The following is a 12,449-nucleotide window of genomic DNA, read 5'->3' as shown; positions in this document are numbered from 1 at the left end:
AAAAATAAAGGCGCTAAGTATGGTCATTCCAGATGACCGTAGCGCCTTATGGCCTTATTATAATATTTTTTTAGATTACATTGAGGCCCATCCATCCACCTCATATTATTATCTGTCCAAAATAATACAGATAACTAATTGCGAATCTGTAGCTATCGCATTAGATATAGTTAATTTTTTCTCTCTCGATGATGGGATAATAACTGTAACTTACTGTTATTTTGATCCGGATGGTAGTGACATTGAAATATCTATTGACGATTTTCTACAATGTATAAGCGATCCACAATTTGTTCCTGTTAGCTTAGATACTGGTGTAGAAATAGACTGTTATACTCGAGAGAGAGTCGGGTTCTATTGTAATACTGTTGATGACATATTCGAATGAATGATCTCTCTCTATTCTCTCACTTATTATCCACGGCTGAAGGTCGTGATCAACTTGCTGATTTTGCGAAATTCAATAGTGTTCGTGACGGCAAGCTATCTTATGATGATTTCGTTTATAAGTTACAGATTAAAATACAAGAAATTATTGAAAGACATCTGGAGTCATCACGTGACAAGTTTAGTTTTTATGATGAGGATTCAATAACTCATTTAATTAGTGCGTGCTTGTGTGAAGCTGGCTACAAAGCTGCAGAACAAACTAAGCAGAATGGAGCTGTCGATCTAACAGTCCAGCACGGTGAATACAAATGGATTGCAGAAGCAAAGATTGCCTATAACAGTCAGAAAGTATTTGAAGGTTTGTTACAACTACTTACTAGATATGCTACGCGAGACAAAAATGCAGGAATGCTAATATATGTAAAGAAAAAAGGTTGTATGAAAATATACAAGGAATGGGCTGCATTTATTGAACAAGATGGTGGATGGGTTGATTATTCAGACAAAAAAGAAGATATTTTTTCTGAAAATATCTCATCTATATTTTCAACATCTGTCATAAAACTGAGTGACCAGTCAGCAAGGACTATAGAGTCCGTACATGAATTATTATCTGGCGACACCATATCAGTAAAACATTTTTTTGTAGACCTTTATTATTGTCCAATGGATAAAAGTGCTACCACAAATAAATCGTTGAGGAAAAACATTGCCTTAAATGAGCTAGAGGATTATTACCACAACGAAATTATAGGCAAGGATATTTACGATAAAAGACTTATTTCTATCATTGAACGCTTGTTAGACCCATCATAATATAACGTATAAAACCACACACACCTAACATTAACTACCGAGCATAGCTACGATATTAAATTCATCATATCCCAACAGAACGTGAATTAACACTTTTCGCTCTATAAAATTATTACCTCATCCTGGAACTCTCTGCTTAATATTTAACACATGCATTTTAACTTTGTTTTTCTTTTAAATCGACAATGTAATCAAGGAGCTGTATTCTTTCATCAGCTCTGATTATCGCGTTATGAAACAAAAAGCCGAAAATATACAGCGCTATGGATGCATATGCAATGGGCTCAACCCAAGATGGTACATTATTACTTCCAAGCTGCCCAAATGACATAAACATCGCAACCAACCCTGGGAATAGGCCTATCTTTTCTATGCCGCCTATTAATAATGCAATTTTATTGCTAAGTACATTTCTCTCTGCTTTTAATCTATTCAATATATATTTAATCTCTTGAGTTGAACGATACATTAGTGCTCGATAAAGCACGGATTCATAACGAACGGTAGCAACAGCATTACTTATTATTAAGCTAAACGGACTAGAGAATAACTCTATAAAATCCAATCTATTCACAAATAACATCATGATATTTTGAACAATAATTCCGACGTATGAAATAGTAAGGAAAACTAACCCTGCTATCACAATAAAATCATTGTTTAAAAAGCTCTTTATAAATAGAAACAGCATTGACAATAAAAATGGAAAAATAACCATATACTTGAACACACTGTTTATATGTCGTTCTCTTTGTTTAGCTAGCTCATTTCTTTTTTTTATCTCATAGCGATAATGGCTATTTATAATTGATAATACTGCAGTTCCATATCCATCTCTAAACGTCATAATTAAAACTATCCAAGATCTATGTGCCTAAATATATTCATCCCAGCCATATATCATGGCTGGGCTCAACCTACTTAACCAACTTGCTCTCCATCACCCCTTGTTTGCCTTCCTCTTCACTGACCTGACTCAGCTTGGAGCGGGCCATCAGCAGGCCCATCTTGACCTCTTGCCAGACGTAGTAGTTTTTACCCGCCTCGGTGCTGAGGGTCAGGGTGGCATCGTTCTCCGACTTGGAGGTGATGGTGTGGCTGCCCGGTGTCACCTGCTTGAGGATGTAGGTGTGGGCCACGGTATCGCCGACCGCCATACCATCCACCAGCAGCGGCATTTTGACGGCCGCCCCGAAGGTCTCGTTGCGATAGATATAGAGGTTGGCCGCATCCTTGGGCGCCACAAACTGCTTGGCCTGCGCGTCTGCGGTGGCATCGGCCATGGGCACGGAAGCACAACCGGAAAGCAGCGCCGCCGACAGCAGGGCGGCACTCATCATTATTTGCCTGAACATAGTCGTTATTTTTTAGTGAGTTAACGGGGTTTAAAGGTTCGCATGAGCCTGCTCTGGCTGACAATCGCTCAAATCGAGCGGGGTGTGACCCGGTTCAATTTTTCAACATTTGGTGGGATGAAGGGGGAAATCAGAAACCCGGCCGCCAGATGGGGCGCGGTGGCCGGGTGAATTGTAAAGAGTAGGGTGACAGGGAAAGGGATCAGCCTAGTCTAATCAACTCGATGGGGGCGTAGCGCTCACCGGAGTTTGCCAGCAGCACGCACTTCTCATGCTCCGCCTGATAGGGGGTCATATTGTCGGTGTGGGCCTCTTTCAGAAAATCGACTGCGCCAGTGGCGGCAATCATGACACGCTGACCCGGGGTCAGCACATTGCGGTTACGGTCATAGATCTTCATTTCATTCTCCTTTTCATGTGTCCTGGCGGATGCGCAGGCGCGTGTCCAGGACAACCGCATTCAGCCTACGCCCCTGAAAAAAGGTGATTTATGTCACAGATCAAAAAAGGGGCGATAAGGGACTCACAGGTTCAGAAAGCGAGCATGGCCCCTTGGCCAGCGGTTGTCGCGCGAAGTAGCGCTGCCCTGCCCTTTTCATCGTAGCGGGCTCGAACCCGGCAGCGGTTGGGGTATATTGGTGGCCGATTAGCCAGTCTCATTCACCGTGGCCGCGCAAGCGGGCCGCTGTTTCAACAAGATGGAGAGTGCTCATGAATCGCGACATTACCGCCCAGTTCATCAAGATGCTGACCAATCTGGATCACTGTCTGGCCAAGGCCGAGGCCCACGCCGCGGCGAAGCAGTTCAACGTGGAGAACTTCTTCGGCGATCGGCTGATCGTCGATATGCTGCCGCTGTCCAAGCAGGTGCTGATCTGCTGCGATTCGGCCCGCGCCGTGGTGGCCACCGCCAGCCACAGCGAGCTGCCGGCCATGGGCGATGACCCCAAGACCATCGCCGATCTGCGCGCCCATATCGGCAAGACCATCACCTATCTGCAAGGCAAGCTGGACGCGGACTACAGCCAGTATGCCAGCGGTCGTTACGTGCCCCACTGGGCGGGTGGCAAGGGGATGGATGGCCATACCTGCGTCCATGAGTACGGCATTCCCAACTTCTACTTCCACCTCACCATGGCCTACGCCCTGCTGCGCCGCGCCGGGGTCGATCTCGGCAAGCGTGACTATCTGGGCGGGCTCAACCTGCAATAAGCGCCGCTCGCTACAGGCGGCAAACAGATAGCAAAAGCCTGCCAAGCGGCAGGCTTTTTTATATCGGGTGGTGCAGATCTGGTGCACAGAAGGGCAAGCGCCCTAGAAGGGGCCGTTGCTCTCGCGCAGCTTGTCGGGCAGGCCGTCGTGATCCCCCAGCTCGCGCTCGGGGACGTCATCCCAGTGCAGCTTGCCGAGGGTGATATTGCGCTCGGGGTGCACGGCATAGTGGATGCGGTTGTCCTCCCGATCGGTATCGCCGATGCAGAGCAGGCGGACAGTCTCTTCGGTGTTGTTGATAAAGGCGTGGGACAGCCCGTCACCGGCCTTGAAACCGACCGAGTCCCCCGGTTGCAGGCGATAGAGCACGCCGTCAAGCCAGACATCCGGCGTCCCCTCCAGCACGTGAACGAACTCATCCTCGGTCTTCTCGGCGTGGGGCCAACTGGTACGGTGGCCGGGTTCGACGATCTCGTGGTGAATGCCGATGCGGCTAAAGCCGAAGTGTTTGCCGAGGGCGCAGCCGCGAGAAAGGGGCTCCTGACTGCCGGAGTAGTAGCGCGGCTCCTGCTCTTGCAGCTCGCTCCAGTGTTTGATGCAGGGGTGGCGATTCATAGCGGTTCCTTTTCTATTGAGGATGCAGTCACGGGAGGGGTCATCCTGACTGCCAGAATGCGGGGAGAAAAGCAGAAATTTTCTGGTCAGATGAGCCCCTCTGACGAGAGGCTCAACAAGCAGGAATTACTTGGCCTTGACGCAAGGCAAGGGAGGAAGCTCGCCCTGTGCAGCCGGGCGGGTCATCTGGTAGTTGCCGGCAAGATCCCGATAGACACGGGTGTTCCACACCTCTCCGTTGTCGAGCTGGAACTCGATGTCGTAGTTGACCCCGGAGACCACCTGGCTGCGCACCTCGCGGATGCTCTGCAGTTTGGCGGCCGTGTTCATGCGAGCCAGCACGCTGGCCAGCGCAGCCTCCCCTTCCGCATTGGGCAACGGCTGACTCTGCCAGCCACCCGCCATCGGTGCACACTCCGGCGTGGGTGACGAGGTGCTGCAGGCACTCAACAGGCCAGCAACAAGGATGGGTAACAACACACGTTTCATATCATTTTCTCCTGCCTGCAAAATGACCACCTTATCAACATCTTGCCATTATTGCAGCCCAAAAGGCTCCCGCTGCGCCCCGCTTGGACGCACCAATCGTTCAGCGCCCCAGATTGTCCGCCAGCTGTTTGGCGCGGCTGGCCGCCCACTGGTCGATCATCTTCTCCATCTCCTCGGCGGTGATGGGCTCATCCTTGTGGGTAGTATCCGTACTCTCGCGGGCATCCATCACCCGCACCAGCAGCTTGCCGCTCTGGGAGTCGAGCAACTGGGCCATGCTGCCCACCTTGAGCAGGTAAGGCTCCTTGCCTATCACTTCGCGGGTGACGTTGATGGCGATCTTGGCCGGCAGCAGGTCACGCAGCTTGGGGTCGGGACGGGTCAGGTCGAAGTTGGTGACGGCGGCCTGGATCCGCATCACTTTCGGGCCGGGGGCGGTGGCGATCTTGACGCCCTGCTTGATCAGCTCGCTTTGGAACTTGTCGTGGTAGTAGCGGCCAATCTGGTTCTGTTCGTTGGCGGTCAGCAGATACCACTGACCGTTCTCCTGCCGGATAAACTGCAGCGGATCGAGCAGCACCTCATTGTATTGGCGCAGGTCAACGCCCGGCTCCTTGTAGACACGCTGATTGGGGTTGCTCTCGCTCTGCTGGAAGGCTGTCAGCGGGATCGCCTGCAAGCTGTGGGATACCTGATTCTTGACGGCGCAGCCACCCAGAAGGGCTGCAGCCACGGCAACCATCACGACCTTTTTCATATTTGCTCCTGCATTTTACTGTTTGTTTTTGCTGTGGATTTCGCACCACATGGCTGGAGAACCCGTGCCGGATGCCGCCAATGTCACAGAGAAATAACCTATTCATCACCTTCCCACAAGGGACAGATCAGGATTGTTCAGCTCACATCCAAGTTGTCACAATTGCGGCACTTTTGTACAGGGTCAGCCAAGGTACGAACGGCAATCTGGCGAGGGTTCGGTTGTTTAATCCGGCTAAATGGGGCTGCGGTAAGCGCTCAGTTTTTTCAAACGATGCGAGCCAGCGGGCGGCGTGAGTTGAACGGGGGAATTCCCTGGAACACGCGATGACCGATCATCAGCCATCTTGCGCAAACTTGCCTGCCGCCGGAGAAGCGACAGGCACACCCATCAGTTATCGAGATCCCAGGGGCACTGCTTGACCAGCCCCTCTTTGCCGCTGGCGACGATCGCCTGCTGCACCATCCGTTTGTAGCGATTCTTGATATGGGCGGGCAACGCGGGCACCAGCAGCCGCTCGTCAAACTCCGGCAGCGGGCGATCCGGCAGCACCGCCTGCTCCTGCGGGCTGAGGGGTGGCCGGGAGGCAATATTGCTGGCCGAAATGGTGGGCGTGCCCACCAGCATCTGGCGTTGCAGCGGCGCGCTCAGCAGAAAATCCACCAGCAGGTAGGCGGCCTTGAGCCGTGCGGGATCATCCCCGACATGGCGGGCGATGGAGATCGCATCGAGGGCATAGATGGCCCCCTCCTGCACCATGGCGATCCGCCACTGCTGCTCGTTCTGCTTGTTGCACTCCACCAGCTCCAGCCCCCAGGTGGTGGCAAAGGTCTGCTGGCGCAGATCCTCGCAGCGGTTGGCCTGATTGAACCAGAAGCCGCGACTGGCTCGCAGCCGCTGCGAGAGCTGCTGCTCCACCTCTTGCTGCAAGGTCTTGTCGGCCAGCATCTCGCCGCTGGCAAACAGGGCGGGCGACTTGCCCAGCGAGAGCAGTACCGAAAAGAGCAGCGGCTCGAACTGGTCGCAGAACTCGGCAAACTGACCGGGCGGCGAGCTGTTGGCGAGCACCTGCCAACTGGTGGGCGCTTGCGGCACCTGCTTGCTGTCATAGGCGAGGCTGAACATGGCGTAGGAAAAGGGCACCGAGTAGTTGCGCTCCCCCTGCTTGTCATACTCGGTGTTCTTGAGGGCGGGCTTCACCTCGGGGTAGTGCTGCAGGCGATTGAAATCGATGGGGAGCAGCAGCTTGAACAGCGGCTGGTGATGGGCCTTGTAGAAGTAGCTGGTCGGCAGCACCACATCGGCGCTGCGGGTGCGCAGGGCGCGGTAGACGCTGTCGAAATCGGTCAGCAGCGGCTCGATCCGGCTGACCGTCGCCTCCACCCCATGGGCTTTGGCATAGTCGGCAAACTGTTGTTCATAACCCGCTGGCAGATAGCCCCACTCCAGCAATTTGAGATGAACCGGGGCCGCCAGCGCCGGGGTCATCCCCAACAACCAGCAAAGAGGCAGTAGACGCATGGCCGGGTACTCCTGACAGGTAAACCTTGTTGGAGTATAGGCCCATGCGCCGACTCGTCAGACTATCAGCTCGGCGCCCATGCTCGCCAGAATGGAGAGGCTGACCACCGCAAACAGCACGCCGGTCACCAGATTGAGTGGTCGCTGTACCCGTAGCAGCAGGCGCTGGGCACGATCGGTGGAGAGGCTCCACGCCAGCAGCCCGAACCAGCAGAGGGAAATGATGAAGAGCTCGCCCACCAGCAGGCTGCGGGTCATTCCATCCACCTCTGGCGTCACCATGGCGGCCAGCAGACCGATAAAGAACACCAGCGCCTTGGGGTTAAGCAGATTGGTCGCAAGGCCAGTGCGCACGCCCCTGCCCCAGCCGCGCAGCTCGTTGGCGGCGCTGGCCATCAGGGTGCTGCTCTGCTGGCGAGCCGCCATCAGGGCGCCCCACCCCAACCAGCCCAGATAGAGGGCGCCGCAGCACTTGATCACCATAAACAGCAGCGGGTGACTGGCGATCAGCATGCTGATCCCGGTCAGGCTCAGGGTGGCGTGCACCATGATCGCCAGCGAGATGCCCAGCGCCGCGCCAAGGGCGGTCGGCCGGTGCAGGCTGGTGCGCAGGATCAGTGCGAAATCGGGGCCGGGGCTGGCCAGTGCAATCAGGTGCATCAGGCCGAGGGTAACGAACAAACTGGTCAGCATAACAACTCTCGCTTTAACGACGGAGAGCCAGCATGGCGGATCAGCGGGGGGCGCGGCTTGTAAAAGATTGCATCTGGGCACGAAATTCGGCGGGTGTCAGACCGAATGCCTGGCGAAAGCCGTGATGGAAGTGACTCTGATCGAAGAAACCGACCGCCAGCGCCACCTCGCTCACCGCCATGCCGCTCGCCAGCAGCCGCTTGCCCTGCTCCAGCCGCAGCCGTTTCAGCCAGGCATAAGGGGTCATGCCGCTGCGCTTCTTGAACTGGCGTAGGAAGGCGAAACGGTCAAGCCCGAGCAGCCCCGCCAGCTCTTCCAGCGAGTGGGGCTCGTCGAGGGCCGCCATCAGGTAGTCGCGCAGAAATCGCAACTGGGGATCCGCCAGCTGGTGTACCTCGGGGGCCAGATGCAGCAGCTCCCCCAGCAGGGCGAGCAGCTGGCTCTCGATCAGCAGGCCATCGGCCTTGGGGTTGTCGAGATAGCCGTGCAGTTGGGCAAAGCCCTGATAGAGGTCGGGGCGGCTCTGCAATCCCTTGTCGAAGAAGGGTTCCGGCTGCTCCGGCAGCCAGAGCGCCAGCTGCTGCGGATCGATGGCGAAGACCCGTACCTCATACCCTTCCGGCAGCAGGCTGAGGCCGTCGTGCACCTCGTCCGGGTTGACGGTAGAGAGCACCCCGCGCACCAGATGGTGGCTATTTCCCTTATGGATAAACTTCTGGCCACCCCGCTGCACCAGCCCGATATGGTAGTCGAGATGGACATGGCGGCCGTAGCTGAACGCCCTGTGGTGAGAGTGCGACAGCTCGACCCCCGGCAGGTGCGGGGATTGCCAGTAGCGGATGAGGGAATCGGTGGTATTCATGGGTTATAGATACACCGCAAACAAGCTGAAAGCTTGTAGATTATTGCATTCCGGCTATGCCTTTGCAGCTGGTGCAATGGCAACCAAAGCAGGTCGGCTACGCCACCAGCGATAACCGGCAACCACAACCCGCTTATTGAGCTACGGAAAAAGCAAAGGGAGGCATTACGCCTCCCTTCGACTGATCACACAACCCAGTTACTTGGGTTGCAGCTTCATCTCCTGCAAATACTCCTGCACCTGCTGCTTGTAGTCCGCCTGATAGGAGAACTTGGTGCTGTCGCTCGCCGCAATCAGGTTCACAGCGGTGCAGAACAGGGTGGCTGCCAGCAGCCCCTTGCCAACCCACTGAGGATGGTTGCGGCTCCAGCTAACCAGCAACAGCAGGATCGGGAACAGGGCATAGGGGAATATCAGCATCAGGTGCCAATAGTTAAAGATGATGGGCGAGAGCGCCGCACTCACCAGCACAGCCAATACGGCCGCCAGCGCATAGAGGCCGAGCCAGCTCGTGCCGTCCACTGATGCACGGTCGCTGCGCAGCAGACGCGGCTTGAGATCCCGCCACAGTTGCCAGTTGGCCTTGGCCGCCAGCAACACGGTGGCAGAGCCCACCCCGTAGATCACCACCCGCCACAGCCAGACTGCTGTCATCTGCAAATATTCATGACCCGCCAGCCAGATGAACTGGGTGTCGTTGACCAGCTTGCTGGCAAACAGCCAGGAGCCGTAACGCAGCCAGTAGATCACCGATTTCAGCACCGGATAGACATGCACCAGCCCCCATCCGATATAGCGCTGACGCGCTTCGGGATCGACGTTCTGGGTGATATGGCTGTTGCTCATCACTTCCATGGCGTAAGGGATCAGAGATGCACCGATCAGCAGGGCTGCGACCACCGCCCCGCTCCAGCTCACCTTGAGGATTCGGCGCCAGAAGAGGTAGGTGGAGATCACAGCCAGCAACGGCCAGGAGTAGTGCAACTGCATCGCCATACCGATAGCCAGCAGATGAACAATCATGTGCCAGAAGGAGGCCCGCTCGCGCATATGCCAAGCCGACCAGCAGTGCATGGCCGAGAAGAGGAAGAGATAGGAGGGGTTGTAGAGCAAACTCTCATACTGGAACCAGGGGTTGAGCCAGCAGAGCACCAGAAACAGCAACCGCGCATTGCCCTTCGATACGGGGTCAACAAACACCTGGCGGATAACCGCATCAAATAGCAGAAAACCGACCAACCGCATCACCAGCAGCAACACCATGGGGGCATAGGGAGAATCCCACAGTAGCAGCGGCCCACCAATCAGCCAGGACGACAAGCTCCCCGGCACATTGCCCACCGCACTCGCCGCATTGCCATAGCTGAGCCAGACCCCCTCATAGGCTCCAAGGTAACCCTTGTAGAGCATCTGGGTCTGGTCGCCGGTGAGGAGCTGATTAACAGTAAACAACCAGGAGAGCAGCAGCCCAGCAAATATACAGACCGCGAATAATGCGTTATGGTAGCGCCCACTAAGACCAATCATTGATCTACACCTATTGAAAAAATTGCTAACGACTTTAACAGTTGCCACCTGATTTTGCTCGTTTACGATTCACATTTTTAGTAGATTTACCAGTCAGTTATGAGACCCGCGGAGCAGTTATGACCCCACCAGTTAAAAAGTTTTTATTCATTGTTGAAGACTTGTATGGTGGTGGTGCGGAAAAGGTTCTGCTCAATACCGCATCCTTGCTAAAAGATGCAGGTGTCGATGTTACCTTGTTTACCTTGCGGGAAAAAATAGACCATACGCTACCTGACAACATTCACCCGATTAATCTTGGCATTGTCACAAAGCTGACTAAAGCCATATCCAATGTTGCGGTTGAAAAAATACAAGCATCTCTGATCTTGAAAAAAGTCCAAGAGATCTCGCCTGACGTAATTATCTCATGCTCATGTGACAAAATTACCAGACACCTGCCTGATACACTGAATATTTATTACTGGATCCACGGAAATGTCACCGGCTTTGCCAAAGACAATGCCAAAGGATATGAAAAATTCAAGCGTTTCTATAATGGCAAGAAACTGATCTGCGTATCTCGAGGCATCGCGGACGACATTTTGCACAATGTAAGAGCCACACCAAAATCGTGTCAGGTTATCTACAATCCGTTTGATATCGAGAAAATTCAGGCGTTGGCCGATGAGCCTTTCAACAAGCCATTCGACAAGTATTTCATCCATGTCGGCACTTTCGAAGAACGAAAACGCCACGATCGTCTCTTGCAGGCATATCAGCTAAGCGGCGTTGCTACGCCACTCGTTCTGATGGGCAAAGGGGAGCGACGCCCTCACATTGAAGCCATGATCGAGGAGATGAACCTTGCCAACAAGGTGAAGATCATCGACTTTCAGAAGAACCCCTACCCCTATATCAAAACCGCTCAGGCGCTCATCCTGACATCCGATGCTGAAGGGCTGCCAACAGTGCTTATTGAAGCACTCATCTGCCATACCCCGGTAATCAGCGTGGATTGCCCGTCTGGACCGGCAGAAATTCTTACTGGGCCACTGCAAGATAACCTTTGCTCCCTTTTTGACATTCCCAAAATAGCGCAAAAAATATCTCGTATGGATATTGATAAAATGCATATACCAGATCATTTTTACAGCCCATTCTCTAGTACAGAGACCATAAAATCATTTATGTCACTTTAGTTTATTAAATTTAATGAAATAACATTGAAATGTCATTTTGAGAGCTAATCCAATGAATATCCTATTAATAGGTATTGATAACGCAGGGCTCATTACCCCGATAGTTGAAGAGATGCGACAACAAGGACACGTGGTTACATTTATTGAGAATGGAGAAATATCTAGATATGATTACCTGCACCCAGTAGAGAGAATATCAAACTTAATTTCAAAGGCTCTGTTTAAAAGAAATTTAAAACAAGAAAGAAGCTGGCTGTCGACCACCCAGTTTTTGAATGGTTTTACAAAAAACCGCCACTTTGATATCACTATCCTCACTAATCCTGATATTTACACGGCAGAACATCTGACACAGCTCAAAAAATGCACCAACAGGATGATTTGCCACCTGTGGGACAGTACTCTCAGAATGCCAAATAATATCAAAAACATTTCACTTTTTGATAAAGTTTTGAGCTTTGATCCGCAAGATGTTAAAAAATATGGCTTTACACCAGTAACTAACTACTATAAAAAGAATTTAACCCCACTCCAACCAAACAGAAACTATGATGGTGATGTGTTTGGTATTTTTAGCTTTGATCGTGAACGCTACGCCTTTATGACTGCATTTCTGGATGCCAACCCAGACTTAAAAATTAAAATCATGATTTATGTTGATCACCACCGAAAGATCAAAAAAATAAGAGACAAGAGAATCGAAATAATTACCAAGCCAATTACTGGTGATGAACTATTGGCAATCTCATCGGCTTATCACTGTATTCTTGATATAGGATACCAGTCACAAAAAGGCTTGTCTTTTAGATTCTTTGAGTCTCTTGCCTATGAACAAAAAATAATATCAAATAACAATACCGCAGAGACATTTCCGTTCTTTCATCCCAACAATATATTTTGCATAACAGATACAGATCTAAAAGTCTCACCTGACTTTTTAACGATCCCTTATCATCACATATCTGACGAGATAAAAAATCAATACAGACTAGATATATGGGTAAATAAATACATAAAGGCGATGCTTTAAT

15 protein-coding genes are annotated in these 12,449 nt (G+C 52.0%); 5 read left to right on the top strand and 10 right to left on the bottom strand.

Annotation, left to right across the window (positions count from 1 at the left end; genetic code table 11):
• Positions 1–19: 19 nt before the first annotated feature.
• Both G5182_RS16660 and G5182_RS16655 read left to right on the top strand, forming a co-directional pair.
• Entirely contained in the window at positions 20–388 is a 369-nt protein-coding gene (locus G5182_RS16660; RefSeq protein WP_227341627.1) for a hypothetical protein, read from the top strand.
• Positions 385–1,206, top strand: a complete 822-nt coding sequence (locus G5182_RS16655; RefSeq protein ID WP_227341628.1) for a hypothetical protein — start codon at positions 385–387, stop codon at positions 1,204–1,206. The genes G5182_RS16660 and G5182_RS16655 overlap by 4 nt, the downstream gene beginning before the upstream one ends.
• 157 nt (positions 1,207–1,363) lie before the next feature.
• Here G5182_RS16655 and G5182_RS16650 read toward each other — a convergent pair whose 3' ends face one another.
• The 3 genes from G5182_RS16650 to ydfZ form a co-directional block, all read right to left on the bottom strand.
• Positions 1,364–2,053 (bottom strand): hypothetical protein, encoded by a 690-nt coding sequence (locus tag G5182_RS16650; protein ID WP_227341629.1) that lies wholly within the window; start codon positions 2,051–2,053, stop codon positions 1,364–1,366.
• Positions 2,054–2,123: 70 nt separating this feature from the next.
• Complete coding sequence (locus tag G5182_RS16645; protein ID WP_017788673.1) at positions 2,124–2,561, bottom strand: DUF2846 domain-containing protein; 438 nt, start codon at positions 2,559–2,561, stop codon at positions 2,124–2,126.
• 202 nt (positions 2,562–2,763) lie between these two features.
• A complete protein-coding gene (ydfZ, locus tag G5182_RS16640) occupies positions 2,764–2,961 on the bottom strand; it encodes a putative selenium delivery protein YdfZ (RefSeq protein ID WP_158114112.1) in 198 nt (65 codons plus the stop codon).
• 311 nt (positions 2,962–3,272) lie between these two features.
• On the opposite strand from ydfZ, the gene G5182_RS16635 reads away from it, so the two are divergent.
• Positions 3,273–3,773, top strand: a complete 501-nt coding sequence (locus G5182_RS16635) for a DUF1993 domain-containing protein (protein WP_158114113.1) — start codon at positions 3,273–3,275, stop codon at positions 3,771–3,773.
• A 102-nt stretch (positions 3,774–3,875) separates the two neighbouring features.
• Here G5182_RS16635 and G5182_RS16630 read toward each other — a convergent pair whose 3' ends face one another.
• The 7 genes from G5182_RS16630 to G5182_RS16600 form a co-directional block, all read right to left on the bottom strand.
• Entirely contained in the window at positions 3,876–4,388 is a 513-nt protein-coding gene (locus G5182_RS16630; RefSeq protein ID WP_158114114.1) for a cupin domain-containing protein, read from the bottom strand.
• Positions 4,389–4,514: 126 nt separating this feature from the next.
• Entirely contained in the window at positions 4,515–4,877 is a 363-nt protein-coding gene (locus G5182_RS16625; protein ID WP_042054283.1) for a cystatin domain-containing protein, read from the bottom strand.
• 100 nt (positions 4,878–4,977) lie between these two features.
• Complete coding sequence (locus G5182_RS16620; protein WP_040069930.1) at positions 4,978–5,634, bottom strand: DUF3313 domain-containing protein; 657 nt, start codon at positions 5,632–5,634, stop codon at positions 4,978–4,980.
• 390 nt (positions 5,635–6,024) lie between these two features.
• Positions 6,025–7,155: an ABC transporter substrate-binding protein gene (locus G5182_RS16615; RefSeq protein ID WP_227341630.1), complete on the bottom strand. Its 1,131-nt coding sequence runs from the start codon at positions 7,153–7,155 to the stop codon at positions 6,025–6,027.
• Positions 7,156–7,212: 57 nt separating this feature from the next.
• Positions 7,213–7,848 carry a LysE family translocator gene (locus G5182_RS16610; RefSeq protein ID WP_227341631.1) on the bottom strand — a complete coding sequence of 212 codons (636 nt, stop codon included), beginning with the start codon at positions 7,846–7,848 and terminating at the stop codon, positions 7,213–7,215.
• A gap of 40 nt (positions 7,849–7,888) precedes the next feature.
• The gene (locus G5182_RS16605) at positions 7,889–8,710 is read right to left on the bottom strand and encodes a helix-turn-helix transcriptional regulator (RefSeq protein ID WP_005357044.1); all 822 of its coding nucleotides are present in this window, start codon (positions 8,708–8,710) and stop codon (positions 7,889–7,891) included.
• Positions 8,711–8,908: 198 nt separating this feature from the next.
• Entirely contained in the window at positions 8,909–10,120 is a 1,212-nt protein-coding gene (locus G5182_RS16600) for a 3-deoxy-D-manno-octulosonic acid transferase (RefSeq protein WP_321537298.1), read from the bottom strand.
• 236 nt (positions 10,121–10,356) lie between these two features.
• Here G5182_RS16600 and G5182_RS16595 point away from each other — a divergent pair, with 236 nt between their 5' ends.
• Both G5182_RS16595 and G5182_RS16590 read left to right on the top strand, forming a co-directional pair.
• Complete coding sequence (locus tag G5182_RS16595; protein WP_216952611.1) at positions 10,357–11,418, top strand: glycosyltransferase; 1,062 nt, start codon at positions 10,357–10,359, stop codon at positions 11,416–11,418.
• Between the two features lie 52 nt (positions 11,419–11,470).
• A complete protein-coding gene (locus tag G5182_RS16590; protein ID WP_216952610.1) occupies positions 11,471–12,448 on the top strand; it encodes a hypothetical protein in 978 nt (325 codons plus the stop codon).
• The last annotated feature ends 1 nt before the right edge of the window (position 12,449 follow it).

The sequence above is a fragment of the Aeromonas sp. 600948 genome, from assembly GCF_049174875.1.
Taxonomy (GTDB): domain Bacteria; phylum Pseudomonadota; class Gammaproteobacteria; order Enterobacterales; family Aeromonadaceae; genus Aeromonas; species Aeromonas veronii_A.
Note: the sequence above shows the minus strand (reverse complement) of the source record. Positions and strands in the feature narration are given on the sequence as shown.

Bases quoted from the DNA above. Each gene is read 5' to 3' on its own strand.
- G5182_RS16595 (WP_216952611.1), top strand. From the start codon at position 10,357: ATGACCCCACCAGTTAAAAAGTTTTTATTCATTGTTGAAGACTTGTAT.
- G5182_RS16600 (WP_321537298.1), bottom strand. From the start codon at position 10,120: ATGCTCTACAAGGGTTACCTTGGAGCCTATGAGGGGGTCTGGCTCAGC.
- G5182_RS16610 (WP_227341631.1), bottom strand. From the start codon at position 7,848: ATGCTGACCAGTTTGTTCGTTACCCTCGGCCTGATGCACCTGATTGCA.
- G5182_RS16635 (WP_158114113.1), top strand. From the start codon at position 3,273: ATGAATCGCGACATTACCGCCCAGTTCATCAAGATGCTGACCAATCTG.
- G5182_RS16590 (WP_216952610.1), top strand. From the start codon at position 11,471: ATGAATATCCTATTAATAGGTATTGATAACGCAGGGCTCATTACCCCG.
- ydfZ (WP_158114112.1), bottom strand. From the start codon at position 2,961: ATGAAGATCTATGACCGTAACCGCAATGTGCTGACCCCGGGTCAGCGT.
- G5182_RS16605 (WP_005357044.1), bottom strand. From the start codon at position 8,710: ATGAATACCACCGATTCCCTCATCCGCTACTGGCAATCCCCGCACCTG.
- G5182_RS16615 (WP_227341630.1), bottom strand. From the start codon at position 7,155: ATGCGTCTACTGCCTCTTTGCTGGTTGTTGGGGATGACCCCGGCGCTG.
- G5182_RS16655 (WP_227341628.1), top strand. From the start codon at position 385: ATGAATGATCTCTCTCTATTCTCTCACTTATTATCCACGGCTGAAGGT.
- G5182_RS16645 (WP_017788673.1), bottom strand. From the start codon at position 2,561: ATGTTCAGGCAAATAATGATGAGTGCCGCCCTGCTGTCGGCGGCGCTG.
- G5182_RS16650 (WP_227341629.1), bottom strand. From the start codon at position 2,053: ATGACGTTTAGAGATGGATATGGAACTGCAGTATTATCAATTATAAAT.
- G5182_RS16660 (WP_227341627.1), top strand. From the start codon at position 20: ATGGTCATTCCAGATGACCGTAGCGCCTTATGGCCTTATTATAATATT.
- G5182_RS16625 (WP_042054283.1), bottom strand. From the start codon at position 4,877: ATGAAACGTGTGTTGTTACCCATCCTTGTTGCTGGCCTGTTGAGTGCC.
- G5182_RS16630 (WP_158114114.1), bottom strand. From the start codon at position 4,388: ATGAATCGCCACCCCTGCATCAAACACTGGAGCGAGCTGCAAGAGCAG.
- G5182_RS16620 (WP_040069930.1), bottom strand. From the start codon at position 5,634: ATGAAAAAGGTCGTGATGGTTGCCGTGGCTGCAGCCCTTCTGGGTGGC.